Source organism: Candidatus Sulfidibacterium hydrothermale (genome assembly GCF_020149915.1).
GTDB lineage: Bacteria > Bacteroidota > Bacteroidia > Bacteroidales > F082 > Sulfidibacterium > Sulfidibacterium hydrothermale.
Window position 1 is genome coordinate 1,001,958 of the sequence record NZ_CP083760.1, and the last position, 25,688, is coordinate 1,027,645.

The window sequence follows — 25,688 nt, forward strand, 5'->3', positions numbered from 1 at the left end:
ACTATCTTTTTATCGTAAAGCAATGTATCCCTTTCGAAAAGGTGTATTTGATTTCTAACTGATGGGTTTCGCAGATACGTTTCACGATGGCTAATCCAAGTCCCAGTCCCTGAGAATCTTTTTTTACAAACCGTTGAAAAATAGTTTCTTGTGGTAGCGGGTTTTCATTTCCTGTATTACAGATTTTCAATGTCTTGTCAGTAAGGATCAGGTGAATAACGCCTTCTTTTTTATTGTGTTTTATGGCGTTGGAAAGCAGGTTGTTGATGAGTGTTTCTGCCAGTGTTTCATGCATTCTTACCCGGAAACATCCCTTTTCTTCTGTTTTCACCTGGAGCTTTGCGCTTTCAATGAGTGGCAGGAGCACGGTATATCGGCTTTGGATGGTTTGATTCAGACAAAGGCTTTTGGGAGTAAATTGTTTGTTCTCTATTTTGGTGAGCAGAAGCAGATGCCGGTTGAGGGCAGAGAGCCGTTTGGCGGCCTCGTAAGTGTGGTAAATGCGGGTTAATTCTTTTTCCGGAAGGTCTTGCTGTAAAACTTCCTCCAGATTCATCAAAATAACCGACAGTGGTGTCTGAATCTCGTGTGATGCATTTTCGGTAAACTCTTTCAGACTTTGGTAGTCGTTTTGTACTTTTTGTGTAAGCTCAGAAACCACGTGGTTTAGTTCGTCAAATTCGGCAATGCCGGTTTTTTGCAAAATGACTTTTTGATTTTCTTTCAGGGAAAAAGCTTTGAGTGCCGACAGGTTCTGGTAAAAAGGTTGCCATATTGCAGATGCTGCCTTTTTGTTGATGAAATACAGGGTAATAATGAGCAATAAAAAAATAGCGGTAATGCTGAGAAAGATGCTGGAAACAATATCTCTTTTTTCGACAGCCAGTGCCCGGATGACGATATGATAATTTTCGCCGTTAATTCTCCGGAAAGTATTGAGTTCTTTAAATACTTCGTTTTCGTTTTCTACCGGATCAAAAATGGTGGTGTCTTTTACATATTCCGGGCCGGTTTTGGACGTTCGCGTTACTTCGATCAACGGATAAAGCCGGGGTACGGCTTTGTGATTTTTTAATTCATGAACAATGCGGGTTTCACTGGCATGCAGCCCCTCCAGGATTTCGTGTGAAGCAATACGGTTGATCAGGAAATAAAAAATAAGCAATCCGACCAATAACACAATGGCAGAGCTGATAAGATAACTCCGGTTTATTTTTTTTAATAGTTTCAATGGGCTTCCATTTTATAACCAATGCCGTAGATGGTTTTGATGTAGTCGTTTCCTCCGGCATTTTTTATTTTTTTACGCAAGTTGTTCAGGTGGGTATAAACAAAATCAAACCGGTCGGCCATATCCATATAGTCGCCCCACAAATGTTCGGCAATGGATTGCCGGGTGAGTACCCGGTTTTTGTTAATCACAAAATAGAGCAACATTTCGTACTCTTTTGGGGTAAGTTGTAGTTTTTTTTGATGGATAAAAACCTCCCGTTGTTCAGGAAATAATTGAAATTCGTTGAAAACGAGTTTACGCGTTCCGTCAAATTTTCTTCTGCGCAGTACGGCCCGGATACGTGCATTTAGCTCAGAAAGGTGGAACGGTTTGGTAATGTAATCGTCGGCTCCCAGGTCAAGACCGTGGAGTTTGTCGTCTAGTGCATCACGGGCCGAAACGATGATAATACCGGTGTTGTTGTTTTTTGTTTTGATTTTCTGAAGTAAATCCAGACCGTTGCCATCCGGCAGGGTAATATCCAGGATAATGACATCATAATCAAAAGCTGCCAGCTTATCTTCTGCCGTGAAATAAGAATCTGCCTTTTCGCAGACAAAACCTTCCTGTTGCAGGAAAAAAGTGATTCTTTCCCGCAATTCTTTTTCATCTTCTACAACCAGTATTTTCATTTCCGTCAGGCTTGCATACAAAGATAACAGATAAAATCTAAAGAAAATTTGAAGGATTGATTTTTGAGCTAACGGATAATTTTACCGGATGCGGTTCTTTCAAATTTCGTTTTGAAAACAATGTTGTCAGGTATTTCAATCTTTTTCAGAATTTCCTGCATCTGCTTTTTCAGTTGAAGAATTGAATTTTCCGGCCAGGGTTCCGATTCGATAAACAACACCGGACGTTCGCCAAGCAGACGGTCCGGTTGTTTCCCGATATAAAACGGTTTTTGAATCCGGGTTGACAGCTTTTGTTCAATTTGTTCCGGAAACAGTTTTACTCCGCCGCTGTTGATGACGTTGTCGGTTCTGCCGAGCATCCGGAAGCTGCCGTCCGGCAGAAATTCGACCACATCGTGGGTTTCCAAATCGAAAACGCCAATATGCGGAGCGGTAATTTGCAGGCAGCCGTTGGGAGTTTGGCTGAGCGAAACACCCGGCAGCGGCTGAAAGCCGGTGGTTTTATCCGGCCCGTTTACTTTGCGCAATGCCACGTGCGTCAGTGTTTCCGTCATGCCGTAACTGTGCCACACTTTTGTTTGCAATGTTTGTAATTTTTCTTCCAGCAGAAGAGAAAGTCCTGAGCCACCCAGTAACAGTTTTTCAATGCGGTTTAAGAAAGCAGTTCCCTCTTCTGTTTCCAGCAGCTTTTCCGCCTGGGCGGGAGTCATGGCGGCAAAATGCAATTCCGGAGTCCATTCGCTGTAAGGATACAGTTTCGGCTCAATGCAGTACAAATCCAGTTGCCCGGTAAAAGCCCGCACGACCATCATTTTGGCAGCAATGTACCGGACAGGAAGGCAAAGCAGTATTTTATCGCCGGGTTTTAAATCAAAAAAATCCAGCGTCATTCGGGCACTGGCTTTCATGGCTTTTTTGTCCACCCTGATTTTCTTCGGTGTTCCGGTGCTGCCCGAAGTTTGCACCGTTATGGTTTCTGTATCCGACAGCCAGTCGATAATAAAATACATTAGTTCCTTTTTCCAGGGCGCCGGTGACCAGTTCTCTTTCAAGTGCGTGTAAGCGTACTGTAAATGCCAGGCTTCATCAAAAGCCCGGGTGTTCAGGCGGAGTATTTTTTTTTCTCTGGTCAAAATATGAAGTTGTTTTAAATTCAGTTTTTTATTGATGTATACGATAATATTATCGGGTGGATTTATTCATTCTAATTTTGTTAATAGCTCTATTGCTTCCATGTCGAATTTTGAAAACCCAAACCATTTTTTCCCTAAATCTTTTAAACTTGCCCCAAAATGATAAACTTCTTTGTTGTCTATTATCAAAAATCTGTCGTGAGCCTGGTTGAATTTTTTTATTTCTATTGATTTATATTGGGCATTGTATTTTTCTAAATCCAGTTTGAGTTGTTTAGTAACATTTTTCGTGTAAATCTTTACATCTACTTTTTGATTCTTACTAAACAATGTCAATACAGTTTCATCAATATAATTATCAATTAACACGATTGATTTTTTTGCTCCTTTAATCAATTCGGTTATAAATTTATATGCATCAAATATTTGCCCGTTATAAAATATTCCTTGTTTTGGCTTTAGGTTGTTGTTCTCAAGAGCTTTAAATATTCTTTCTATTTTTTCGTCCGTTGCTATTTGTTTCATTTCAACATTTTCAAGCCTTTGGAATATTGCGGCATTCGTAGAAATAAATTTTTTCAATTCGACAAAAGCTCTCATTATTTGGATGCTGGCCCTTATTGCTGTTTCACTTCTTAAAACAGTAGATAACATGGCAACCCCTTGTTCGGTAAAAGCATATGGATTTACGGATGAATGTTTTAATTTTCTAAACCGGTCACAATTTGTGACCAGTTTATGTTTTTCATAATCTGTAAGTTGAAATCGAAAATCATTAGGAAATCGTTCAATGTTTCTTTTTACAGCCTGATTTAGCACTTTCGTTCCCACACCATAAAGTTCGGCCAAATCTCTGTCAATCATCACCTGAAGTCCGCGGAATGAAAATATCATACTTTTGATATTTTCAACGGGAACTATTTTATTTTTATCTTTCATTTCTGCATCAGGTTAACTCTTAACAGAACTGTTTTTGAATTATTTACAAAGATACTTCTTGTAAGCAAAAAATAAAACAATTTCTCTTTATGTTTTCCTCTTTTAAATTTATAAATGCCATCCGTTATGGTTCAAGGAAATCTAAGTCCCATCGGTTTTCCGGGGCAAATTTTAACTGGTCGCCTTCGATAAACAGTGGTGAAGAGATGTTATTGGTAAAAAGTTGTCCGGTGCCGAGTCCCTGTGGCAGCGGGTTTTCCAGCAGGAAAGTCCACTGCGCAATGGCATTCAGCCCAATATTGCCTTCCAGTGCCGAGGTTACCCACCAGCCTGTGCCGCTTTGTTCCGCCATTGCTATCCACTGCCGGCTTTTTGCAAAACCACCCAACAGCGAAGGTTTTAAAACCAGATACTGTGGCCGAACGGTTTGCATCATCTTTTGCATCTCTTCTGTGGTTTTCAGCCCGATGAGTTCTTCGTCCAGCGCCACGGGAACGGGTGATGTTTCGCACAACCGCGCCATCATTTCCCATTGTCCCTGCCGGATGGGTTGCTCAATGGAATGAAGGGCAAAATCCGACAGCCTTTTTAATTTTTCCAATGCTTCATCCGGTGCAAAAGCGCCGTTGGCGTCCACACGCAGCTCCAGCTCTTTTTCATCATGTTCGAGACGAATCATTTTCAACAGCTCCAGCTCTTTTTCAAAGTCAATGGCCCCAATTTTCAGCTTAACACACCGGAAACCGGCATCCAGCTTTTTGCGGATTTGTTGTTTCATAAAACCGGCATCGCCCATCCAAATCAGTCCGTTGATGGTTATTCCTTTGCGGCCCTGTGTGAATTCAGAAGGGAATAAGATGCGCCGGCCTCCTTTTTGACGGTCGAGCAAAGCCGTTTCCAGTCCGAAACGGATGGAAGGGAAATCTTCTAATCCCGCCTGCAGCCAGTATTCCGGTGGTTCCGGACCGTGGCAAACAGCATCCAGTGTTTCTTCGTAACGGTTCCACGGGTCGGGACTCAGTCCTTTTATTGTGCTGCACTCGCCAATGCCGGTAATCTCCGGATTTTCTGTGTCGCGAACCAACAGATAATAAGAGGTTTTTTGTGTAAGTACTCCCCGTGAAGTGCCGGCCGGACGCTTAAATTGTAAAACATGCTTTTTATAGGATAGCTGAAGCATAAAAATGTTTTGGTAAAAATAAAAAATATGGCGGTTGTGAAAACCGTTTTACACCATCATATGGCAAATTATCGTAACCTCAGTTCGGTAGTTAATTTTTTTTACAGGGAAGCCTGTTTTGAAAACCGGATTAGCAATTAAAAGTCCCGAATAAGTACAGTCGAGCATTATTTTACCATCATTCCGATGATAAAAACCGTTATGAAAATAAGCAGGATGTAAGCCACGTAAGCACTGATTTTGCCGTTCATCAAAACCGACGCTGTTTTTTCGCCCACTTTTCTGACCAGTCGGGTAATGGCTTCTGTGGGACGTATTAAAAGATCTTCCACCTGAATACTGCTGCGTGTTTTTGATTTTGTTTCGTGGGTACGGTAAAATCCGCGCAGGATATGTTCCAAAATTTGTGAATAGGCGGGAGCACTGAAAAATTCGCTTTCCTGCAGCTCAATTCCGCCATTCCAGGAGGGAACTTTCCGTGTTTTTTTCTTGTTTTTCATAAACAACCACAACGGAATTATCATCAAAACCAGCATGATAATACCAATAAAAGTCGGTGAAATGACCCCGAAAGCAGGCATCCCCGAAGCCAGCACCAAAGGAGCCGGAACAGCGAGAAGCCCGATTAATAGGTGCGGAAAACCAATAAACAGGATAAGCAAAGGCAACCCGATTCCTCCCAGCACAATAAGTGATTCCAGTGCTACTTCGGCAATATGCATCAACCGATTGGGAATGGGCCGGCTTTTGCGACCATGATCATATCCCAGGGCGGTATAACCGATGAGTTTTATCATGGCAAAGCCAATCAATCCGATGGCCAGTGCAATGAGTATGCCGGCCAGTGCCGAAAAAAATGCCACGGCAATACCGGGAAAACGATACGACTGAAACAACGTTTCCAGGATCATCCATTCGCCGGCATAACCAATCAATGGCGGAAAGGCACTAAAAGAAAGTGCCGAAATAACAATGCCCAAAGCCGGAATTCGGCCCACACCGCTCCAAACGCCCCTGGCCTCATCAATGGTGTGTACATTGTAAGCTTCTTTGGCATGCCCTACCGACATAAACATCAGTGTTTTGGATAAAGTATGCGATATCACAAGAATAAGCGAAGCTGCCAGGGCAAAAGTGGCCAGATAATGTAAGTTTGGCAAACCGGAACCCTCCGCCAGTGCATAAAAACCGATGGCTGTCAATATCATTCCGTTATTTTCAACCGTTGAATAAGCGGGAAGTAACCGTATTTTGTCGGCCGCCGCTGCTTGCAAACCGCCCCAAAAGGCAGAAAAAGCTCCCAGCAGAATAATAATCATATCCCATAGCTGGTTGTGCGGCAGCAGAGGCATAATTCTCTCCAGCCCATACACACCCATGAGTGTTACCGGAGCACTGAGCAGGGCTGCCGTGTTATCCGGAATATCCCCGTAAATACCCCGCATCCAGCTGTGGAAAGGCACAATATCCATTTTTATGATAAAACCGAGTGAAAGCAGTATCAGCACAAAGAAACTTCCTTTATGCAAAGCATCAAACGACAGACTTCCCGTAAAAGCATATAATGCGGCAAACCCCATCACCAGGCAAATGGTGGACAATTCGCCAAAAGCCAGAAAACGGTACGAACGTTCGAAATGTTTTCCGGTTCCCTGCATCATTAAAAAAGCAAAGATTGTCATGATTTCCCAGCCAATCAGCAGGGTGATGCCATCGTGTGCCGTCAAAATCAATAACATGCCGGCCAGCGACAAATTAAACCCTGTCGAGAGCCTTTTTTTTGAGTAAAGTCTGGAATAATCAACAGAATATAAAGCCAGCGCCATCCACGATACAGCAGCGATGATGATAAAAATACCCGACAAATGATCGATATACAAAGAAAGTTCAACAGAGGGCAACAGGTGAAAATTCCACAATACCTGTGTGCGAACCAGCGCAAAACAACCGATTAAAAACGCACTTACAGCCCCGAGAAATCCCAGAATATAGCTTAGTTTGGTTTTCGGGGAAAAGATGGCTCCGAGAGCAAACAGAAATAATGTGATGACAAATAAAAATTTCATGACTGTTTTCTTTTTGTTTTGGCTATATCCAGGAATAATCCTAAAATTTGTGATGGGGAAGGCACTCCGGTTATGGCGGCTATGTGATTCGGCAATGCCGGATAGTCAACACCGCCCGGACGTTGAGGGTTGTCGTCTATGGTAATGGTGTAAAAAGGTTGCGGAAGTTGCGACAGTGTTTCTTTTAAAGGATTTATCATGGCTTTTACGGGATGTCCCAGTATTAAAAGCACATCCGCATGCCGGGGCGAATCGGTCCAGTAAATACCGAAACGATGCATGTTGTACTGCGGCGCTTCCAAAGCACTGATTTCAAAATTCAAGGCATTGCTGCTGCCCACATCAATAATGTACACAAATAACGAACGTTTAAAAACAGTTGTTGTCGGAAGACGTAATTTTACGGAAGAGAGATACTCCCTTTGTTCTGTCAGTTTCTTTTTGAGTCCGTATAAAGGCCACCACCGTATCATATCACTAAAATTATTATCTGCTTAATCATATAATTTGTTTTCAACATGCTGCATCGGCAAAGTGCACGCCAAAAGAGTCAAATACAAAAGGAAAATCGGTGAAGATTAATCCTTCCAACACATGCGAAACCGCATGCATCCCCGGGTAAGACGGGGTAAAAATGTCAACTTTTTTCATTTCCCCCTTTTCCACTTCCACATAATAGCCCAAAGCTCCGCTGGGCGAATTGGCCACAGCATAACCTGTTCCTTCAGTATTTGTCTCCTGGTTCTTGTTTTCTTCAGTATCATACCACGAATCGCTGGCACGCAAATGGTCCACAAGATACAGACATGAGTTTACCAGTTCTTCGGCTCTGACTTCCATTCTGGCTAGTGCATCTCCCTGATTTTGAGTGATTACAGGAAGGCTTACCAGATGTTCTGTTGTTTTGTTTAAACAGTCTTTTATTCCGCAGGCCCGCAGAGAAGGTCCGGTTAAGCCCCAGGCTTCGGCCAAAGCGGGGGTGACAATTCCTGCCGAATGCAAACGGTCTAAATAATTGTAATTAGACAGACTGTGTTTGTATAATTTGGTAAAACGATCGGCCAGCTGTTGATAACCGTTGGCAATTTCCTGAATGCCGGATAGGTCAGGCGTATGATTTAACCGGCCGATGTTGTTAATTCCCATCAGATAACGCGAACCGGTTAAGCGCTCATTCAGCCGAAGTGCTTCTTCGAAAAGAGCACTTACATGAGCAGCCAGCACTTTTTGTGCAGCCGCCGAAGCCAGTTTATAAATCAGATGTAAATGATTATAAATGCGTTCGGATTCGATAAAAAGGGTACGCCAGTTTTTGGTAAGAAGAGAAGGGGTTATGCCCAGCGACATTTCCACCGCCCGGCTAAAAGCAACGGAATGGGATAGGGCAAAATTGCTACACACATTCTCGGCCATGCGCAGGGCATTTTCGGGCAATTGCTGTTCCATGGCTTTTTCCATTCCTCTTTGTTTCCAGCTAATATCAATGGTTGCACGTAAAATCTTTTCGCCGTAAGTGTATAAATGAAAACTGCCGGCTTCCCGAATACCTGAAGTAACCGGACCATAACGAAATTTGAATACCCCGGGTCCGTGTACAGGCTCATCATTAATTTTAACCGGATGCTGCTTTAAAAGGGCATAGTTACGATAGGTTTCTTCCGGATTGTCGCCTTTTTCCACATTGACCAGCGCTGGCTGTCCGTTGTCCAGAATAAAAAGCTTTTCGCCTTCGTGCGTGGCTATAATCCCGATCAATAATTTCATGGTTACAACAGATTTTTTAACAACAGTTCGAAATAAGGAATAAACAGTATCACCAGGAAAGACAAAATCAGATTAACAATGGCAATCCATGATTCCAAATGTGGTTTTTCCCGCTTAATTTTTTCGTTTTCCGAAAAAATCATTTTGCCGGTTTTAAAATTGACAGCAATAAAAGCAATGGCCAAAAATAAAATGATCACCAGGGCCATCAGCCATCCGTATTGTGCAATGAGTGCCGAAAAAATAAACAGTTCGCCAACGAAGATGGCAAAAGGCGGAGCGCCGGTAACAGCCATGGATCCGATAAACAGGGAAGAAGCTGCACGGGGCAGTCGTTGCATCAGGCTGTTTACATCCCGCATTTCAGTGGTATGATAACGCGACAACACATCTCCGGTAAGGAAAAAGACACCCGATTTTGCCAGTCCGTGCGAAACAATGATAATGACGGCTCCGAGAAGCCCGTAGCCTCCTAATGAAAATCCAATCAGAATCATTCCCATATTTTCCATGCTGGAATAGGCAAACATCCGTTTGTAATTCGTCTGTACCGTCATCATCAGCGAGGCTGTTATAACCGTAAGTGTGCCGAGGATGAATGTAAACAAACGAACGGTGCCAACAGGATAAATTTGTATGAGCCTTGCCATGGCATACAGGGCTACCGGCAGCAGTACACCCGAAAAAATAGCACTTACTGGAGCGGGTGCTTTTCCGTGTACGTCAGGCAGCCAGGTGTGCATGGGAAATATTCCGGCTTTGGTTCCAAATCCCACAATGCCCAGCAAAATACCAATCAGGAAAACCCGGTTGTCCGGATGCGTCAGCAGTAACTTGTGCAGGCTGAGTGTGCCGGCCGAACCGTAAATAAAAGTGATGGCAATAAGCGAAATAACCAGTCCGGTGGATACAATGATAACATATCGCCATGCAGATTCTACGGTTACCTGATTGTTTTGTGTGGCAATCAGCAAAGCGCTGCTCACGGTGGTGGCTTCTATGCCAACCCAAATAAGTCCCAGATTATCCATGATAACGGAAAAAAACATGGTGGCCACAAAAACATTCAACAAAAAATAATACAAACGATGCTGAAACAGAAGGTTCCCGAGATGCTTGATATACGGTAACGAATACAGGACGGTGCTGATATACACCATGGCAATCGTCAGTATTAACAGTTTGGATAGGCCGTCGATATAAAAATAACCGTTGATATAAGAAGGCTGAAACAGAAGATATATGGCCGAAGACAAAGTCAGTACCGAAGCAATAACCGACAGGGTGCGGTCCATATAACGAAAGGGCAAAATACACAATAAAGCTCCGAAAAGGCTGAAAAATATCGGAAGTAAATAAATAATATGTTGATTCATAACCATAACCTGCATGTTTAACTTATCCGCGTAATTCTGCTTCGGAAGAGATGCCTTCCTGAAGAATGGTACGCTCTCTTACCCGTATAATAAGACTGGAAACCACTACCAGTCCCAAAAGATCTAATATCACTCCGGCTTCCACAATAAAAGGTAATCCGCCAAAAACCCAGCCCGAAAGCATCACCACGGCATTTTCCATCACCAAAAAGCCAATCATTTGTATGTAAGCATGCTTATGTGTAATGATGAGCAGCGAAGCCTGTAAAAACAGAGCAAAAGGCACCGAGCCCGACCGGACTTTTAATATGGAATACAAACTGTTTTGATAAATAAAATATCCAATGGCAATCAATACAAGCGACAACAGAATAGAACCGCCCACGCCCAGCATAGGTTTGTCTTCACGTACTCGCCATGGTTTTTCGTACAGCCGGTGTAATGCTTTGTTCATAACCACGGGAATTGTAATTCCCCGAACCGCTATGGTAAGTCCCGCCAGAATAAACAACATGTATTCTTCCTGTGGCCGGCTCAGGCCCAGCAATACCAAAAACAGGGCGATGATGAAAGACGAAGCCGCAAATAAAAAGATAATTCGCTGCACATTGATCTCCCATTGCATGATAAGCGTAAGTACGATGAGCAGAAATCCTAATATTTCAAATACCTGATTCATAAACGACTATTTTATAATGTAATAAGCCAGGCTTGCAAGAAAAGCCAATGCGAAAGCCACAGCGAGAAAATCAAAATTCTTATATAACCGGAATTTGGAAACCGTTGTGTTCAGCAGTGCAAAAACAACAATCATTCCCAGCAGTTTCAGTAAATGAATGCCCATATACACCACAATGGCCAAAAAACCACTATGGGCAGTAGGAACGCCAAAAGGAATGAAGTAAACATTCAAAAACACACTGAGCAAAATAAACGTTTTCATGTAAGAACCTAACTTATACATAGCCAGATCCATTCCGGTATATTCAAAAGGCATCGCCTGGTCAATCATGCCCAATTCACCATTGGTATGTGATTCAACGGGTAACTGACCCGTTTCAATAATCAAAATCATAAAAAATGCCGCCAGCACAAATCCGTGTACCAACGAGTAATACCATTGCGGCGAAGTTCTGAGTACATGGTTGATAACAAACGGATTGTTGGTGTTGGAGATGACCCCGAGCATGATGAATATAAGCACCATGATGGGTTCGGTAAATACAGCTAGACTGGCCGAACGCGATGTTCCTAAGTGCGCATAATTGCTTCGGCTGTCGATAGCCGAAAACTTCTTGATAGCTGCAGCAGCGCCAAAGAACAGTCCGCCCCCGATAAAGTCGGCACTCGGAGCAAACGGTAAAGGAAAGGCTGTGATAATGGGTAAAATCATTGCCAGAAAAGCATAAAACATGACAATGACATAAGGCCCTAACCGGAAAACCGGCGAAGAAATCTGCGGCACCAGACTTTCTTTACGGAAGAGTTTAATCAGGTCGTAATAAGGCTGAAAAATTGAAGGACCTTGTTTGGATTCTATGCGTTCCTCGAGCGATAACTGAATCCCTGCAATCAGCGGAGCGGCAACAATTACGTAAACTATTTCCAGAAAACTATACAAATACACCATGGCACATCTACCTTCAATAAATTAATAATTCTCATTACTAAGTAGGTAGGAGCCATTGGTTGTAAAGTACAACGATAAAGCGAGTTCCTCCGCTATTTTAAGGCGGCAAAATTAAATAAAAATTTTATTATGCAACAATGAATTTATTTTTTTGGCTTCTTTTTTGCCCGGCGCTTCTTTTTCTTTTTCCGCACCGAAAACCCGAATTTCCCCACAAAATCGCCCAGCACATAATATTTCCCGTGCGCATAGGCAATGGGTTCGGCTTTAGCCAGGTTGAAAGCCCCGGTTTCGGTATCCAGATATTTTTTATCGCCGTGCACCGCCACAATTTCGGCCAAAAACATGTCGTGTGTTCCCAGTTCCACAATCTCTTTCACCACGCATTCCAGGTTTACCGGCGACTCGGCAATCATCGGCGCTTTCACTTTGTCGGCCGGAACCGGATGCAGTTTCATCTCCTTGAATTTATCAAAATCACGACCCGATTTCACCCCGCACCAGTCCGTGGCAAAAGCCAGCGCACGCGTTGTCAGGTTAATAACGAACTCCCTGTTTTTGCTGATAATCGCATGCGAATGCCTGCTCTTGCGCAGCGAAATGTAACACATGGGCGGGTCGGTGTTCACAATACCCGTCCACGCCACGGTAACAATGTTGTATTCATCCGCTTCCGCTCCACAGCTCACCATCACTGTCGGCAACGGATAAAGCATGGTGCCTGGTTTCCAGGTTGTTTTTTCCATAGAACAATATTTCTAAACGAAAAGGGAAGATACAATTTTTTTTGTTTACGGAATTTATGGGGTGGCCCCGCCTGAACCCGGTTCAGGCGGGCGCGCTGTCCGCTTTATTCCCGGTGGCAAAAGCCGTGTTTCGCCACGCCGGCTCACGAGCTTCCTGTGGTCGCTGTCTGCCGGCTGTCTCTGCATCGGCTTTCGCCACCGGGCGATGCCGCTTCCATCGCTGCCACGGACAAATGGGTTCTGAATATTTTACAGAACTTCTAATTCATAACATTTTTCGATTACACCGGAAAATATAGAAACCTTCCTGCTTTAACCTGTTTTTGCTATGGTTTCCGGAGAAAAGCATCACTTTGGTATAGTTTTGGTATTTTGAAAGGTATAACCGGAAAAAATAGTCGTCATGAAAAAGATAGTGTTTTGGCTCGGAATTTTGCTATTGGCTGCTTCCTGTTCGTCGCAAAAGAAAGTGACGGCAAAAAAAACGAAACCTGTTGTTGAAATAGCAAAAAAAGACAGTGTACAGTACAAACTGGAAACATTTGATCAAAAATTTGAAAGCTGGTATGCTATGCACAATAATCCGTCGCAATACCGTACCTTGTCGTATTACGAATATTGGAACAAGCAATATGTTGCTGCATGGAATGCCAAAGCATCGGATCCGATAAGAAATCCGTTTTTTGAAACCATCATTGGTTATGATCCCAGTGTTAATTACGGATTGAAGTTAAACCATAAACTGTTCTACTATTTTCAATATGTAGAACATGTTTTAAAAATCCCGATTCTTCCCAACGGCGGGCCGCACGTGGCTTTGTGATGGATTTTTTAAGCGTTCGTGCTGAATAAAAATTTTTTCTTTTTGTCCGTGTGTCAATTTAAGCGGTTTGTACGAAGCTAACCGTGCTTTTCAACCGTTTCGGGTGTCTTTCGCCCGAAACAACTTCCTGCCTTCCAAAAAGTTTCCCTCTTTTTTCCTTTTGTGTTTTTATATTTTTTACTTTTGAACTGGTAATACCACCAACCGATTGAATTATGACAGAAAAAATATTAGAACCCATTACAACGGAAAGTCTGAAAGACGTTTTCGTATCCCGTTTTGAAGAGTTGATCCTTTCCGGAAAGATTTCCATCGGCGAAACACTTCCTTCCGAAAGAGAACTGGCCGCCCGCCTGAAAGTAAGTCGGCCCGTGGTGCACGAAGGACTGATTGAACTTTCGCTGCGCGGACTGGTGAGCATCCGCCCGCGTTCGGGAACCGTGGTGAACGATTTCAGAAAAGAAGGAGCCATTCCTCTGTTGCTTTCGCTGCTGAACTATCATGGCACCCTGGATCCCAAAATCCAGCAGGATATTCTCGAAATGCGTCTGCTTTTTGAAAATGAAATGGTACGGCTGAGTGCCCAAAACCGGAATGATGACCATCTTCGCCAGTTAAACGAGATCATCCGGCAGGAAGAAAATGCCGATACAAGCCAATATGCCGAAGTCGCCCGGATGGATTATAAGTTTCATCAAATCATTGCGGTAGCTTCCGGTAATTTTATCTATTCACTGCTATTGAATTCCTTCCGTGAAATTTATCTGCATCTTTCCTCCCTGTTTTTTTCCGATCCGGCTGTCTGTCCGATGGTTTTCGTCACGCATAAAAAAATAGTGGAAGCTGTCCGGCAGCAAAACGAAGATGAAGCCGTCCGGTTGATGACCCGGCTGCTGAACCACGGTGCCGAGCATCTCGAAATGGCCATCCGTAAAAATAATCTGAGAAACAAAAAGTAAATATACTGCCATGGAAACAATCCTGCAGGTTCCCAAAATCAAAGAACCTAAAAAACTGAGTAAACGCATCCAATGGCTGCGCGACTATTATTTTTCGGGCGTGAACCGGAAATGGAACAACGAATTTACAGCCTGGACCACCGGTACGCCGTGGGATGTCCAGTACGATGAGCTGACGTATTACATTGTCCCTGAAACCTATCCGTTTCTCGAAACTTTTAAGTCTTCCATGAAACAGGCGGCCAGGAAAGTGAAAACCCCGGACGATTTTTTCCGGTGGAGCCTTCCCGAACGCAAAGCCTGGTTTGTAAAAGAAACCATCGTGAATTACGTGCCGCAGGAACTGTTGCCCGGCGATCTGATTGCCGGTGCCCGTTTTAACCTGATGACGTCCATGTGCTGGACTGAGCAGGAAGCCAAAGCCGTCAACAAGCGGATTTACGGCAAAAACGGTTCCCGTGCCCAAATGAAATGGTTTCACGACCACGGTTACGGCAATGCCGGCGCCACTTCGGGACACATCATCCCCGGTTACGACAAAGCCCTGCGCATCGGATGGAAAGGGATTTATGCCGAACTCAACGACTTCTATAACAATCTGTCCGACATGGAAAAAGGCGGAGCCAAAGGTGCGCAGCTTCGTGCCATGATGACCGCCGCTACCATGCCGCGCGACCTTGCGGTAAAATACAGCGCTCTTTGTCGCCGTAAAGCGGAAAACGAACAGGATGCCAGTCGTAAAAACGAGCTGTTGCAGATGGCTGCCAATCTGGAAAAAGTTCCCTGGGAACCGGCCGAAACTTTTTGGGAAGCGGTTCAGGCACTCTGGCTGACCCACATGCTCGTGATGAGCGACGAAAACTATCCCGGTCCCGGTGTTTCTTTTGGCCGCATCGACCAATACCTGTTGCCTTACTGGCAGAAATCACTGTCCGAGGGCATGGACAGGGAGCTTGGCAAAGAAATCCTGAAAACTTTTTGGATTCATGCCAACACCGCTTACGATGCACTCATCCGTGTGGGGGCCAATCAGGGTATCACCGCCGGTTACGGCCAGTTGATTACGTTGTCGGGATTGGGTGCCGACGGTAAAGATGCCACCAACGACCTGACCTATGCCATCCTCGAAGTAATTGATGAAATGTCGCCGATACTGGAACCCAAACCCAACGTCAGGCTGCACCGCCATTCGCCCGAAAAGTTGCTGGACAAGCTGATCGATATGATTTCGGGAAGCCAGGGTTCGCCATTTTTACTGAATTTCGATGAGCGTTCCATGGCCGGCCTCATGCGGGAAGCCAAAAAAGGGAATTACGAAAAACTGATTACACTGAAGAATGTTTACGATTACGCCCCCGTGGGTTGCCTGGAGAACACCATGACCGGCAACGACCGTTCGGGAACGGTGGACAATAACCTGAACCTGTTGAAAGCGGTGGAACTGGCACTCACCGGCGGAAAGGATATGAACCGGTTTGTGGATCCCATCACCGGGAAAAAAGAAAAAATCAGACAGGATGGCCCTAAAACCGGCGATGCCACTCAATTTAAAACCTGGGAAGAATTTAAAAAAGCCTACATCCGGCAAACGGAATACATCGTCAAAAAGATTGTTGACTTGTACGAAACTTCCGAATCCATTCGTGCCGAATACATTCCTACCCCTTATTTGTCGTGTTTGGTGAAAGGCTGTGCCGAAAAAGGAGTGGATGTTACGCAGGGAGGGGCCGAAATCAGTTTTACGACCATCGAAGCCGTTACTTACGCCACCACCGTTGACTCGCTGCTGGCCATTAAACATCTGGTTTTTGATAAAAAACTGGTGAGCATGGAAGAACTTATTAAAGCTTTAAAAGCCAACTGGAAAGGTTTTGAAGTGCTGCAGGCCAGAGCCAAATATAAAACCCCGAAATATGGCCGCGACGATGATGAAGCCGATGCCATGGGGCGGTTTGTGATGGAAACCTGGACGGATGAAGTGTGGAAATATAAAACCCGTTCCACAAACCGGCAGTTTCGGCCCGGCATGTTGAGCTGGAACTATTGGGTAGGCGACGGCTATGTGCTGGCGGCCAGTGCCGACGGACGCGAAAAAGGACAGTTTTTGTCCAATGCCATTTGTCCGGTGAACGGTACCGATGTCAACGGGCCGACTTCCAACACCAATTCGGTGGGAAAAGTCCTTGGCGGCCGGACGGAAAACGGGGATTACGAAGATTTTGTCAATCTTGTTTCCAATGGCACCAGTCACACCATTACGTTTAACCCGTCGTTTATCAAAGATGCCGAACACAAAGAGAAATTCAAGGCTTTCCTGAAAGGCTACGTCGAAAACGGCGGAACGGCTTTGCAAATCAACATCCTTGATCCGGACATGCTGCGCGATGCCCAGAAACATCCGCAAAACTACCGCCATTTGTTGGTACGCGTTACCGGATACAATGCTTATTTTACAGCCATCGGAAGAGAGTTGCAGGACGAAATTATTGCCCGTATCAGTCACGAAAAATTTTAGTCCCGTATGACGGAAACAAATGCCATCAATGCCCGTTTGCTGGAAATCCAGCGCATGTCCACCGAAGACGGTCCCGGTATTCGTACGACTGTTTTTCTGAAAGGATGTTCGTTGCATTGCTCGTGGTGTCACAATCCGGAAAGTATTTCCCCCGCGTCGCAATTGTATTGGATACGAACCAACTGTATGGGATGTCAGCTTTGTGTGGAAGCCTGTCCGAACAAAGCTTTGTCATACACAGATAATCAAATTGTTATTGACCGGACACTTTGCGAAGCCTGTGGAATTTGTGTGGAAGAATGCCCCACCGGTGCACTGGAAATTTGGGGGGATGAGGTTACCGTGGACGAGCTGGCGGAAGAAGTGCTGAAAGACAAAATATATTTTGAAAAATCCGGCGGCGGGGTGACCGTTTCGGGCGGTGAACCGGCACTTCAGGCCGGTTTTGTGGCAGCTTTTCTGAAAAAGATGAAAGAAAACGGCATTCATACGGCTGTGGATACCTGTGGACAGGCATCGCCGGCAGCCTACGAAAAAATGCTGCCTTATACCGATTTGCTGCTTTTCGATATCAAAGAAATCGACAGCCGTAAACATCAGGAATTTACCGGAAGCCATAACGAAAAAATACTCAACAACCTGCTTACCATTTCCGAGTGGATGAAAGTTCATGGTTTGCCGAAAGCACTCTGGATACGTACCCCGGTTATTCCTGATGCCACCGACACGGAAGAAAACATTGCCGGCATCGGCCGGTTTCTGGCCGAAAACGGATTACATCCCGATCGTTGGGAACTGTGTGCTTTTAACAACCTGTGCAACGACAAATACCAGCGGCTTGGAATATCCTGGAAATTTGAAAAATACGGCCTTCTCGAAGAAGAAAAGCTGAACCGGCTCACCACCGTTGCAAAAAGTTCGGGTGTAAACAGCGAAGTTGTTTTGTGGACGGGCTCGGCAAAAACGAAAGAAAAAATCATAAAAAATACCGGCAACCGGTCGCAACCGGTGGACTATTGCCGCATTACCGGCCTGCCGGATGAAGAATAACAGGTAAAACAAAACGGATATCATGAGAAAACAAGAATTACAGTGGAAAAGAAGAGATACCCAAAGAAAATTCTTTGTGCGCCTTTGTGATATCCTTTGTGTTCCTTCGTGGTGAAAATTCTAACTCAGAAAACAAAAAAGATGAAAACAAAAACCCAATTCAGTCCTGAAGATATTGAAGCGTTTAAACCCGAAAACAAAATCGGTTTACTGGCTACTGTCAACAAATCCGGACTTCCGCATCTCACGCTGATTACCACCCTGCAGGCCAACGGTCCGAAAGAAGTGGTGTGGGGACAGTTTACCGAAGGCGAAAGCAAGAAAAATGTGCTGACAAACCCCAAAACAGGTTTCCTGATCATGACGCTCGACAAAAACCTGTGGCGCGGGAAAGCCGTTTGGCGGGAATCGAAAAAAGAAGGCCCCGAATATGTTTATTTTAACAAATTGCCCATGTGGCGCTACAATTCTTATTTCGGACTGCACACCATCCATTACATGGATTTGGTGGAAACCACCGAAAAAGCTTCTTTATCGCTGGCGGGCATTGTGTTGTCGGCATTGCTGACCAAATTTTCCAAAGGGGCTGCCAAAACCCAAAAAGCAGAAAATGTAATGAACGAATGGACAGTAAGTTTATTGAATAAACTCGATTCGTTGAAATTTTTGTCGTACGTGGCGGAAGGCGGTTTTCCGGTGATCATTCCCTTGTTACAATGCCAGGCGGCCGACAGCCGGCAAATTGTCTTTCATCCCGGAGCTTATGCTGATGAGTTGTTGAAGCTGAGAGAAGGCACGGATGTGGCTGTTTTTGGGCTTACCCTGCAAATGCAGGACGTGTTGGTACGCGGAAAGTTCAAAGGCTATAAAAAATATCAGGCGGTTAAACTCGGTAGTGTGGAGGTTAACTGGGTTTACAATTCCATGCCGCCGTTGGTAGGACAGATTTATCCGCCGGTGGAAATGAAAACAGTGGAAGATTTTAACGTTTAAACAAAAAAGGTTGTCCTCATTCAGGCGTATCTGCTGATATTTTCGTTGAGAGAAATTTGTAGGGAAACAAAAAAAGCTGTCCTTTTCAGAACAGCTTTTAAGGATGGTGATTCGTCCGAGGCTCGAACTCGGGACCCTCTGCTTAAAAGGCAGATGCTCTACCTGCTGAGCTAACGAATCATCCGTCGTATTGAGGGCGCAAAAATACTACTTTTTTTAATTTTACAAACCTTTTTTGAAAATTTCATGAAATTTTTTTGTCCTCCGAAAAACAGACCTTACCGGTTTATTATTCAATCAGGATTCCTTTGCCCTGTCGGATGATCTCCGGTTCGCCTGAAGTGCAGTCCACTACTGTGGATGCTTCATTATCGCCATAGCCGCCATCAATGACCATATCTACCAGATGGCCATATTTCTCATGAATCAGTTCCGGATCGGTGGTGTATTCTACAATTTCATCTTCATCGTGGATGGAAGTGGTGACCAACGGATGTCCTAACTCTTCGACAATATCTATCAGAATCTGGCAATCAGGAATACGAACGCCCAACGTTCGTTTCTTGCTTTGAAAAAGTTTGGGAACCTGGCTGTTTGCATTCAGGATAAACGTAAAAGGACCGGGAAGATTTTTCTTCATTAGCCTGAAAAGAGAGTTGTCGATAGGGAGTGTATATTGCGATAGCATGGAAAGATCCTTGACAATGATTGAAAAATTGTTCTTGGCTTTTGACTGGCCTTTTATTTTTTCAATTCTCTGAAAAGCCTTATGGTAATACAGATCGCAGCCCATAGCATAAACCGTATCGGTAGGGAAAATAACGACTCCGCCTTTTTTCAGGATATTTACTGCTGCACGAATATGTCGTGGGGCAGGATTCTCAGGATAAACTTTGATCAACATGGTAAGCTGTTTTTCATTTCTTTGGCGAAGATAAGAAAAATGAACATGGAAAATCTGCGATGATAATAGGCGTTTTTTCTGTTAGTATTTCATAACTGGCATGGTTTTTATTGCTAATTTTGTAACAAAATTAAAACGCTTAGTCATGAATAAGATAATGATATCTGTCTTTTTCTTGTTTTTGACCGTGCAGGTTTCAGCACAGCAAAAAACAAATAAATCCCAAGGGGCAATTATTAAATTTGAAAAAACCAATCATGATTTTGGTAAAATTCTTTACCGTTCTGACGGATCGTATCGTTTTAAATTTGTGAATAAAGGGAAAGAGCCTTTGTTGTTGTCAAAACCCCGCTCTTCCTGCGGTTGTACGGTTCCTACCTGGCCCAAGGCCCCGATTATGCCGGGAGATACAGGAACCATTAAGGTTACTTACAATACGCATATTATTGGAAGATTTAATAAAACGGTTACGGTGTATTCCAATGCATCCAAACCGGTGGTGTTGCATATTCACGGGGAAGTTATTCCGCAACCTAAGCCGATGGTTCCGGTGAAACAGACAGAAAAAAATGCAACTCCGGTAAAAAAGTGAGCAAGTAAGATTAAAAAAGATTCATTATGCCAAAAATATCTGTAAAAGGGCAAAAAATGCCCGAATCACCCATTCGCAAACTGGTTCCGTTTGCTGAAGAAGCCAAGAAAAAAGGCCGGAAAGTATATCATCTGAACATTGGTCAGCCGGATATCGAAACTCCCGAAGTGGCGCTGAATGCTGTCAGAAATTACGACCATAAAGTGATTGAATACAGCCATTCGGCCGGAATGCTCTCGTTAAGAAAAAAGCTGACGGATTATTACAAAACGGTGAATATTGAGGTGTCGCCCGATGAAATTATTGTAGGAGCCGGTGCTTCCGAGGCGCTGTTGTTTGCTTTTCAGAGTATTATGGATCCGGATGATGAGGTCATTATTCCCGAACCATTTTATGCCAATTACAACGGTTTTGCTACCAATGCTGGCATAAAGGTAACGCCCATCATGTCGGATATCGAATCCGGTTTTGCGCTGCCGCCCATGGAGGCTTTTGAAAAAGCTGTTACGGAAAAAACCAAAGCCATTCTGGTTTGTAATCCCAACAATCCTACGGGATATCTCTATTCAAAAGAGGAAATGGAAACGCTGCGCGATCTGGTGAAGAAATATGATTTGTACCTGATTGCCGATGAAGTATATCGCGAGTTTACCTACGACGGGAAAACCCATTATTCGGCTATGTATCTGGATGGGGTAGATGATCATGTTATCCTGATCGACTCGGTGTCGAAACGTTACAGTGCCTGCGGTGTGCGTATCGGCTGGATGATTTCCAAAAACAAAGAAGTGATTTCCACTGCTTTAAAATTTGCCCAGGCACGATTGAGCCCGCCGACCTTCGGACAGGTGGCAGCCGAAGCAGCTGTGGATACACCGGACGAATATTTTGATGCCGTGTTAAAAGAATATATCGCACGCCGGGATACCGTCGTGGAAGGAATTAACCGGATCGAAGGTGCTTTTTGTCCCAATCCTTCCGGTGCGTTTTATGTGGTAGCCCGGTTGCCTATTGACGATTCGGACAAATTTTGTCGCTGGCTGCTCGAAGATTTTGAATATGAAAACCAAACGGTGATGCTGGCACCGGCTTCTGGATTTTACTCTACGCCCGGCAAAGGAAAAGATGAAGTCCGTATCAGCTATGTGCTGAATGTGGACGACCTGAAAAGTTCCGTTAAAGTGCTGGATGAGGCGTTGAAAGTGTATCCGGGCAGAACAAAATAAAACGGGAAAACATGAAATATGTAGGAGCTCATGTGAGCGCTTCTGGGGGCGTGGAAAACGCCCCCGTCAATGCGCATGCCATCGGAGCAAAGGCTTTTGCTCTTTTTACCAAAAATCAGCGTCAGTGGTTTTCAAAACCTTTGACCGATAAGAGCATTGCGCTTTTTCGTGAAAATTGTGAAAAGTATGGCTATCAGCCGCATCAGATTCTGCCCCACGACAGTTATCTGATTAATCTGGGCCATCCGGAAAAAGAAGCCCTTGAGAAATCAAGGATGGCCTTTTTGGACGAAATGCAACGCTGCGAACAACTCGGACTCGACCGGTTGAATTTTCATCCCGGATCACACCTGAAAAAAGTAACGGAAGCGGTTTGTTTGCAAACCATTGCCGATTCGGTAAATTGGGCGCTGGATAAAACCAAAGGGGTAATTGCAGTGCTGGAAAATACAGCCGGACAGGGTACCAATCTCGGTTTCCGGTTTGAACAACTGGCAGCAATTATTGACCGGGTGGAAGATAAAAGCCGGGTAGGCGTTTGCATCGATACCTGCCATGCTTACACTTCGGGATATGATATTAAAACGGAAGCCGGATTTAAAAAAACTTTTGAAGATTTCGACCGCATTGTGGGGTTTCAATACCTGAAAGGCATGCATCTGAACGACTCAAAAAAAGAGCTGGCTTCGCGCGTGGACCGTCACGACAACATCGGGAAAGGATTCATCGGACTGGAAGCTTTTCGCCGGATTATGAACGACCCGCGGTTTGACGACATCCCACTTATCCTTGAAACCCCAGACACTACACTCTGGCCGCAGGAAATCAGGTTGCTTTACGAATTGATGGAAGCGTAAGGCTAATTCCTGTTTGATGTGTTGATAATATCTTTGTTTTATTGCTTGGTTTCTGTTGCGTTCATAATGTGTGTAATTCCTTTGTGAAGTAAAAAAGATAATGTTCGGACAAGAACCCCATTATGGGTGGGGCATTGCGGGAAAGTGGCACGCGAGAGGAGAACGGGCGAAGTTGCAATGGAGCAAAATCACAAAAGACAAAAAACCAAATGACAAACGAAATCCCAAAACCAAAAAAATTTCAAGCACAAAACATCAAGCACAGATGAGATGTAGTGTATTGGAGTCCCGGAGGGACGACTTATTACTATTGACTCTGAATTTATTCAGATGCGCCAGTATTCAACCCCTTCGGGATTCGTAAAACCATTTTTGGGGAAAAACCAATGATGGGTATTATGGCAAAAGTCTTTTTCTTCATCAAAACCGGATGGTATCGCATCAAAATAGGAATGAGCCAAGCGTAATTTCTTGTTTTAGACTTATTTGTAAAGCAGGTATTTTTTCCTGATTTTTTCGAATTTTTTCAGGTCTTTTTTCCAGCTTTCGCGAATCTGTTTTTCGGTATAACCTTTTTCTATTTGCCATCGCAAACTGTCAGTCCCGGCCAACAAGTCGAACGATTTTCTGAAAAATGGATGTACATTCATGGCCGAAAGCTGATGATAAGCATCCAGCAGCCATTTGAGTTCGATATGGCGCGGATTGTGGCGGTAGTTTTCGGCATAGGCTGTTAAATCTTTTCCGGTGCAGGTTTTTCCCTGCCATTTAGGATGCAGGCTTGCCCCCGGAATACTTCGCGGGGTGAAAGTGTAATTTCCCTTCATGCCCGGATATCCGTATATCTGGAACGGTTTATCGGTGCCCCGGCCTACGCTGACCACTGTTCCTTCCAGAAAACAAAGCGAAGGATAAAGATATACGGCCTTCCAGTTTGGTAAATTGGGCGAAGGCTTTACGGGAAGTTTAACAATCAGATTATGGGTGTATTTTTTCAAAGGGATAACAGTCAGCTGGCAGGTTTCGCCGTTTTTGAGCCAGTGCTCGCCGTTGACCATCCGGGCATATTCGCCAATGGTCATTCCGTAAACCACCGGAATGGGATGCATGCCCACAAAAGATTTGTATTTGGGTTTCAATACCGGTCCGTCCACATAAAAACCGTTGGGGTTGGGCCGGTCGAGTACGATAATCGGAACGTGGTTTTCGGCACAGGCTTCCATCACCAGCGACAACGTGGAAATGTAAGTGTAAAACCGTGTTCCGACATCCTGTAAATCAAACAACACGACATCAACACCTTTTAAATCTTCTACGGTGGGCTTCCGGTGTTTTCCGTAAAGCGAAACAATGGGAAGTCCGGTTTTTGCATCCCTGCCGTTGCCGATGTGCGCTCCGGCGCTTTTGTTTCCGCGAAAACCGTGTTCAGGACTAAAAATCTTTACGACCTCTATGCCTGACGACAGTAAGGTGTCCACAAGGTGGGTTTTTCCGATAATGGCACTTTGGTTGGCCACAACAGCCACTTTTTTCCCTTGTAACATCGGAAAATAAACACTGGTTTGTTCATCGCCGGTAACAATGGAATGAAAATCGGTTAAAACCGGAAGGTGTTTTTGGGCAAATCCTGTGCTGGTAATCCAAAGCAACAGAACCAGGAATGCAGCAAATCGTTTCATAAAAACAGGCTTTTCTTTCGGACAAATGTAATAAACTCTGTTATGGAAAAGCAGGAAATGATAATTTTGTAAAAAATTCTGTTTTGAACGTCGCTTATTTCATTGCCAAACGTATTGCCCCCGGACGCACCGAAGCTTATGCGCGTCCTGTGGTGCGTATTGCGGTGGTGAGCGTGGCGCTCGGCCTGATGTTAATGATTATTTCCGTAGCTATTGTCACCGGATTTAAACATTCGGTCAGCCGAAAAGTAACAGGTTTTGCTGCTCCGCTGCAAATTGTTGCTTTTACCCGCAACGAATCGTTGGAACAAAGTCCTGTTACGTTGGATAACAAATTTTTAAAAAGGCTGCGGAATAATCCGGAAATTACGCATATCCAGTTTACGGCCCAAAAAGGTGGTGTTTTAAAAACCAAAGACCAGATTCAGGGGGTTGTGCTCAAAGGAGTTGGCCCGCATTATGACTGGAGTTTCTTTAAAAAAAACCTGATTTCCGGGAAACTGCCTGATGTCCGGGGAAATAAGCCGGGAAAACAGATCCTGATTTCCGGGAAACTGGCCAGACGACTCCGCCTTCACACCGGCGATGGGGTGAGAATATGGTTTATCGGCAAAAATGCCACGGAAGCTCTCGGCCGGAAATTGGTTATCAGTGGAATTTATGCTACGGGAATTGAAGATTTCGATAACCGTTTTTTGATTGGCGATCTGCGGCAAATTCAGCATCTTAACGGATGGAAACCCAATCAGGTGGGGAGTATTGAATTGGAAGTCAATGATTTTAAAAAGCTTAAAGCCATCGCTCAAAATATTTATAGTAGTATCCCGTATAATTTAAACATCAATACGATATACGATCAGTACCCGGAAATTTTTAACTGGCTCGATTTATTGGATACGAATGTGGCTGTCATTCTTATTTTGATGATTTTGGTTGCGGGTGTAACCATGATCTCCACCCTGTTTATTTTAATTATTGAACGGACGGCCATGGTCGGATTGCTGAAAACGCTTGGTGCGGGAAATCGTACGATTCAAAAGATCTTTCTGTATAAAGCAGCTTATATTATCAGCTGGGGAATGTTTTGGGGAAATGTGCTGGGGCTGACTTTCTATTTTATTCAGTTTTATTTCCGGATTTTCAAATTAGACCCGGTAAATTATTATGTGTCTTATGTTCCGGTAGAATTGTCGTTATCTAATTTTTTGCTGCTGAATGCCGGAACTTTTCTGCTTTGTCTTCTTATTCTTGTTTTTCCGTCATTTTACATTGTGCGCATACAACCGGCACGAGCTTTGCGATATGAGTAAAAGCTAAAAAAGGTAAGTTTACCTCCTAATAATCCTTA

The 25,688-nt window shown here is 44.2% G+C and carries 23 protein-coding genes and 1 tRNA gene; 9 read left to right on the top strand and 15 right to left on the bottom strand.

Annotation, left to right across the window (positions count from 1 at the left end):
- Position 1 precedes the first annotated feature (1 nt).
- The 12 genes from LA303_RS03895 to LA303_RS03950 form a co-directional block, all read right to left on the bottom strand.
- Complete coding sequence (locus LA303_RS03895; RefSeq protein ID WP_240526623.1) at positions 2 to 1,231, bottom strand: sensor histidine kinase; 1,230 nt, start codon at positions 1,229 to 1,231, stop codon at positions 2 to 4.
- A complete protein-coding gene (locus LA303_RS03900; RefSeq protein ID WP_240526624.1) occupies positions 1,228 to 1,905 on the bottom strand; it encodes a response regulator transcription factor in 678 nt (225 codons plus the stop codon). The genes LA303_RS03895 and LA303_RS03900 overlap by 4 nt, the downstream gene beginning before the upstream one ends.
- 68 nt (positions 1,906 to 1,973) lie before the next feature.
- Positions 1,974 to 3,041 carry an AMP-binding protein gene (locus LA303_RS03905; protein WP_240526625.1) on the bottom strand — a complete coding sequence of 356 codons (1,068 nt, stop codon included), beginning with the start codon at positions 3,039 to 3,041 and terminating at the stop codon, positions 1,974 to 1,976.
- A 66-nt stretch (positions 3,042 to 3,107) separates the two neighbouring features.
- Positions 3,108 to 3,980 carry an ORF6N domain-containing protein gene (locus LA303_RS03910; protein WP_240526626.1) on the bottom strand — a complete coding sequence of 291 codons (873 nt, stop codon included), beginning with the start codon at positions 3,978 to 3,980 and terminating at the stop codon, positions 3,108 to 3,110.
- A 124-nt stretch (positions 3,981 to 4,104) separates the two neighbouring features.
- Positions 4,105 to 5,160: an o-succinylbenzoate synthase gene (locus tag LA303_RS03915; protein WP_240526627.1), complete on the bottom strand. Its 1,056-nt coding sequence runs from the start codon at positions 5,158 to 5,160 to the stop codon at positions 4,105 to 4,107.
- Between the two features lie 167 nt (positions 5,161 to 5,327).
- Positions 5,328 to 7,226, bottom strand: coding sequence for a proton-conducting transporter transmembrane domain-containing protein (locus LA303_RS03920; RefSeq protein ID WP_240526628.1), 1,899 nt, complete (start codon positions 7,224 to 7,226; stop codon positions 5,328 to 5,330).
- On the bottom strand, positions 7,223 to 7,699 hold the full coding sequence (locus LA303_RS03925; protein ID WP_240526629.1) for an NADH:ubiquinone oxidoreductase: 477 nt from the start codon (positions 7,697 to 7,699) through the stop codon (positions 7,223 to 7,225). The genes LA303_RS03920 and LA303_RS03925 overlap by 4 nt, the downstream gene beginning before the upstream one ends.
- A 40-nt stretch (positions 7,700 to 7,739) precedes the next feature.
- Positions 7,740 to 8,990 (bottom strand): NADH-quinone oxidoreductase subunit D-related protein, encoded by a 1,251-nt coding sequence (locus LA303_RS03930; protein WP_240526630.1) that lies wholly within the window; start codon positions 8,988 to 8,990, stop codon positions 7,740 to 7,742.
- Positions 8,991 to 8,992: 2 nt separating this feature from the next.
- A complete protein-coding gene (locus tag LA303_RS03935; protein ID WP_240526631.1) occupies positions 8,993 to 10,366 on the bottom strand; it encodes a proton-conducting transporter transmembrane domain-containing protein in 1,374 nt (457 codons plus the stop codon).
- Positions 10,367 to 10,388: 22 nt separating this feature from the next.
- Positions 10,389 to 11,045, bottom strand: coding sequence for a hydrogenase 4 membrane component (E)-like protein (locus tag LA303_RS03940; RefSeq protein WP_240526632.1), 657 nt, complete (start codon positions 11,043 to 11,045; stop codon positions 10,389 to 10,391).
- Positions 11,046 to 11,051: 6 nt separating this feature from the next.
- Entirely contained in the window at positions 11,052 to 11,996 is a 945-nt protein-coding gene (locus tag LA303_RS03945) for a respiratory chain complex I subunit 1 family protein (protein ID WP_240526633.1), read from the bottom strand.
- Positions 11,997 to 12,139: 143 nt separating this feature from the next.
- Positions 12,140 to 12,742 carry a flavin reductase family protein gene (locus LA303_RS03950; RefSeq protein WP_240526634.1) on the bottom strand — a complete coding sequence of 201 codons (603 nt, stop codon included), beginning with the start codon at positions 12,740 to 12,742 and terminating at the stop codon, positions 12,140 to 12,142.
- A 403-nt stretch (positions 12,743 to 13,145) separates the two neighbouring features.
- Here LA303_RS03950 and LA303_RS03955 point away from each other — a divergent pair, with 403 nt between their 5' ends.
- The 5 genes from LA303_RS03955 to LA303_RS03975 all read left to right on the top strand — a co-directional run bounded on the left by LA303_RS03955 (position 13,146) and on the right by LA303_RS03975 (position 19,082).
- The gene (locus LA303_RS03955; RefSeq protein ID WP_240526635.1) at positions 13,146 to 13,565 is read left to right on the top strand and encodes a DUF6146 family protein; all 420 of its coding nucleotides are present in this window, start codon (positions 13,146 to 13,148) and stop codon (positions 13,563 to 13,565) included.
- A 215-nt stretch (positions 13,566 to 13,780) separates the two neighbouring features.
- The gene (locus LA303_RS03960) at positions 13,781 to 14,524 is read left to right on the top strand and encodes a FadR/GntR family transcriptional regulator (protein ID WP_240526637.1); all 744 of its coding nucleotides are present in this window, start codon (positions 13,781 to 13,783) and stop codon (positions 14,522 to 14,524) included.
- 10 nt (positions 14,525 to 14,534) lie between these two features.
- Positions 14,535 to 17,039 carry a pyruvate formate lyase family protein gene (locus LA303_RS03965; RefSeq protein WP_240526638.1) on the top strand — a complete coding sequence of 835 codons (2,505 nt, stop codon included), beginning with the start codon at positions 14,535 to 14,537 and terminating at the stop codon, positions 17,037 to 17,039.
- A gap of 6 nt (positions 17,040 to 17,045) precedes the next feature.
- On the top strand, positions 17,046 to 18,089 hold the full coding sequence (locus tag LA303_RS03970; protein WP_240526639.1) for a glycyl-radical enzyme activating protein: 1,044 nt from the start codon (positions 17,046 to 17,048) through the stop codon (positions 18,087 to 18,089).
- Positions 18,090 to 18,230: 141 nt separating this feature from the next.
- Positions 18,231 to 19,082: a pyridoxamine 5'-phosphate oxidase family protein gene (locus LA303_RS03975; protein WP_240526640.1), complete on the top strand. Its 852-nt coding sequence runs from the start codon at positions 18,231 to 18,233 to the stop codon at positions 19,080 to 19,082.
- A gap of 104 nt (positions 19,083 to 19,186) precedes the next feature.
- On the opposite strand, the gene LA303_RS03980 is transcribed toward LA303_RS03975, so the two are convergent.
- Positions 19,187 to 19,262 (bottom strand) — tRNA-Lys (locus LA303_RS03980).
- Between the two features lie 109 nt (positions 19,263 to 19,371).
- On the bottom strand, positions 19,372 to 19,986 hold the full coding sequence (locus LA303_RS03985; protein ID WP_240526641.1) for an L-threonylcarbamoyladenylate synthase: 615 nt from the start codon (positions 19,984 to 19,986) through the stop codon (positions 19,372 to 19,374).
- A 145-nt stretch (positions 19,987 to 20,131) separates the two neighbouring features.
- On the opposite strand from LA303_RS03985, the gene LA303_RS03990 reads away from it, so the two are divergent.
- Genes LA303_RS03990 through nfo form a run of 3 tightly spaced genes read left to right on the top strand, consistent with a single transcriptional unit; the run spans position 20,132 to position 22,661 of the window.
- Entirely contained in the window at positions 20,132 to 20,578 is a 447-nt protein-coding gene (locus tag LA303_RS03990; protein WP_240526642.1) for a DUF1573 domain-containing protein, read from the top strand.
- A 26-nt stretch (positions 20,579 to 20,604) separates the two neighbouring features.
- Positions 20,605 to 21,804: a pyridoxal phosphate-dependent aminotransferase gene (locus LA303_RS03995; protein WP_240526643.1), complete on the top strand. Its 1,200-nt coding sequence runs from the start codon at positions 20,605 to 20,607 to the stop codon at positions 21,802 to 21,804.
- A gap of 11 nt (positions 21,805 to 21,815) precedes the next feature.
- Positions 21,816 to 22,661, top strand: a complete 846-nt coding sequence (gene nfo, locus LA303_RS04000; RefSeq protein ID WP_240526645.1) for a deoxyribonuclease IV — start codon at positions 21,816 to 21,818, stop codon at positions 22,659 to 22,661.
- A gap of 482 nt (positions 22,662 to 23,143) precedes the next feature.
- On the opposite strand, the gene LA303_RS04005 is transcribed toward nfo, so the two are convergent.
- Positions 23,144 to 24,340: an exo-beta-N-acetylmuramidase NamZ family protein gene (locus LA303_RS04005; protein ID WP_240526646.1), complete on the bottom strand. Its 1,197-nt coding sequence runs from the start codon at positions 24,338 to 24,340 to the stop codon at positions 23,144 to 23,146.
- A gap of 83 nt (positions 24,341 to 24,423) precedes the next feature.
- Between LA303_RS04005 and LA303_RS04010 the strand changes: the two genes are divergently transcribed.
- Positions 24,424 to 25,650, top strand: a complete 1,227-nt coding sequence (locus LA303_RS04010) for an ABC transporter permease (RefSeq protein ID WP_240526648.1) — start codon at positions 24,424 to 24,426, stop codon at positions 25,648 to 25,650.
- Positions 25,651 to 25,688 lie beyond the last annotated feature (38 nt).

Bases quoted from the DNA above. Each gene is read 5' to 3' on its own strand.
- LA303_RS03900 (WP_240526624.1), bottom strand. From the start codon at position 1,905: ATGAAAATACTGGTTGTAGAAGATGAAAAAGAATTGCGGGAAAGAATC.
- LA303_RS03910 (WP_240526626.1), bottom strand. From the start codon at position 3,980: ATGAAAGATAAAAATAAAATAGTTCCCGTTGAAAATATCAAAAGTATG.
- LA303_RS03915 (WP_240526627.1), bottom strand. From the start codon at position 5,160: ATGCTTCAGCTATCCTATAAAAAGCATGTTTTACAATTTAAGCGTCCG.
- LA303_RS03920 (WP_240526628.1), bottom strand. From the start codon at position 7,226: ATGAAATTTTTATTTGTCATCACATTATTTCTGTTTGCTCTCGGAGCC.
- LA303_RS03925 (WP_240526629.1), bottom strand. From the start codon at position 7,699: ATGATACGGTGGTGGCCTTTATACGGACTCAAAAAGAAACTGACAGAA.
- LA303_RS03930 (WP_240526630.1), bottom strand. From the start codon at position 8,990: ATGAAATTATTGATCGGGATTATAGCCACGCACGAAGGCGAAAAGCTT.
- LA303_RS03935 (WP_240526631.1), bottom strand. From the start codon at position 10,366: ATGAATCAACATATTATTTATTTACTTCCGATATTTTTCAGCCTTTTC.
- LA303_RS03940 (WP_240526632.1), bottom strand. From the start codon at position 11,045: ATGAATCAGGTATTTGAAATATTAGGATTTCTGCTCATCGTACTTACG.
- LA303_RS03945 (WP_240526633.1), bottom strand. From the start codon at position 11,996: ATGGTGTATTTGTATAGTTTTCTGGAAATAGTTTACGTAATTGTTGCC.
- LA303_RS03950 (WP_240526634.1), bottom strand. From the start codon at position 12,742: ATGGAAAAAACAACCTGGAAACCAGGCACCATGCTTTATCCGTTGCCG.
- LA303_RS03955 (WP_240526635.1), top strand. From the start codon at position 13,146: ATGAAAAAGATAGTGTTTTGGCTCGGAATTTTGCTATTGGCTGCTTCC.
- LA303_RS03960 (WP_240526637.1), top strand. From the start codon at position 13,781: ATGACAGAAAAAATATTAGAACCCATTACAACGGAAAGTCTGAAAGAC.
- LA303_RS03965 (WP_240526638.1), top strand. From the start codon at position 14,535: ATGGAAACAATCCTGCAGGTTCCCAAAATCAAAGAACCTAAAAAACTG.
- LA303_RS03970 (WP_240526639.1), top strand. From the start codon at position 17,046: ATGACGGAAACAAATGCCATCAATGCCCGTTTGCTGGAAATCCAGCGC.
- LA303_RS03975 (WP_240526640.1), top strand. From the start codon at position 18,231: ATGAAAACAAAAACCCAATTCAGTCCTGAAGATATTGAAGCGTTTAAA.
- LA303_RS03985 (WP_240526641.1), bottom strand. From the start codon at position 19,986: ATGTTGATCAAAGTTTATCCTGAGAATCCTGCCCCACGACATATTCGT.
- LA303_RS03990 (WP_240526642.1), top strand. From the start codon at position 20,132: ATGAATAAGATAATGATATCTGTCTTTTTCTTGTTTTTGACCGTGCAG.
- LA303_RS03995 (WP_240526643.1), top strand. From the start codon at position 20,605: ATGCCAAAAATATCTGTAAAAGGGCAAAAAATGCCCGAATCACCCATT.
- nfo (WP_240526645.1), top strand. From the start codon at position 21,816: ATGAAATATGTAGGAGCTCATGTGAGCGCTTCTGGGGGCGTGGAAAAC.
- LA303_RS04005 (WP_240526646.1), bottom strand. From the start codon at position 24,340: ATGAAACGATTTGCTGCATTCCTGGTTCTGTTGCTTTGGATTACCAGC.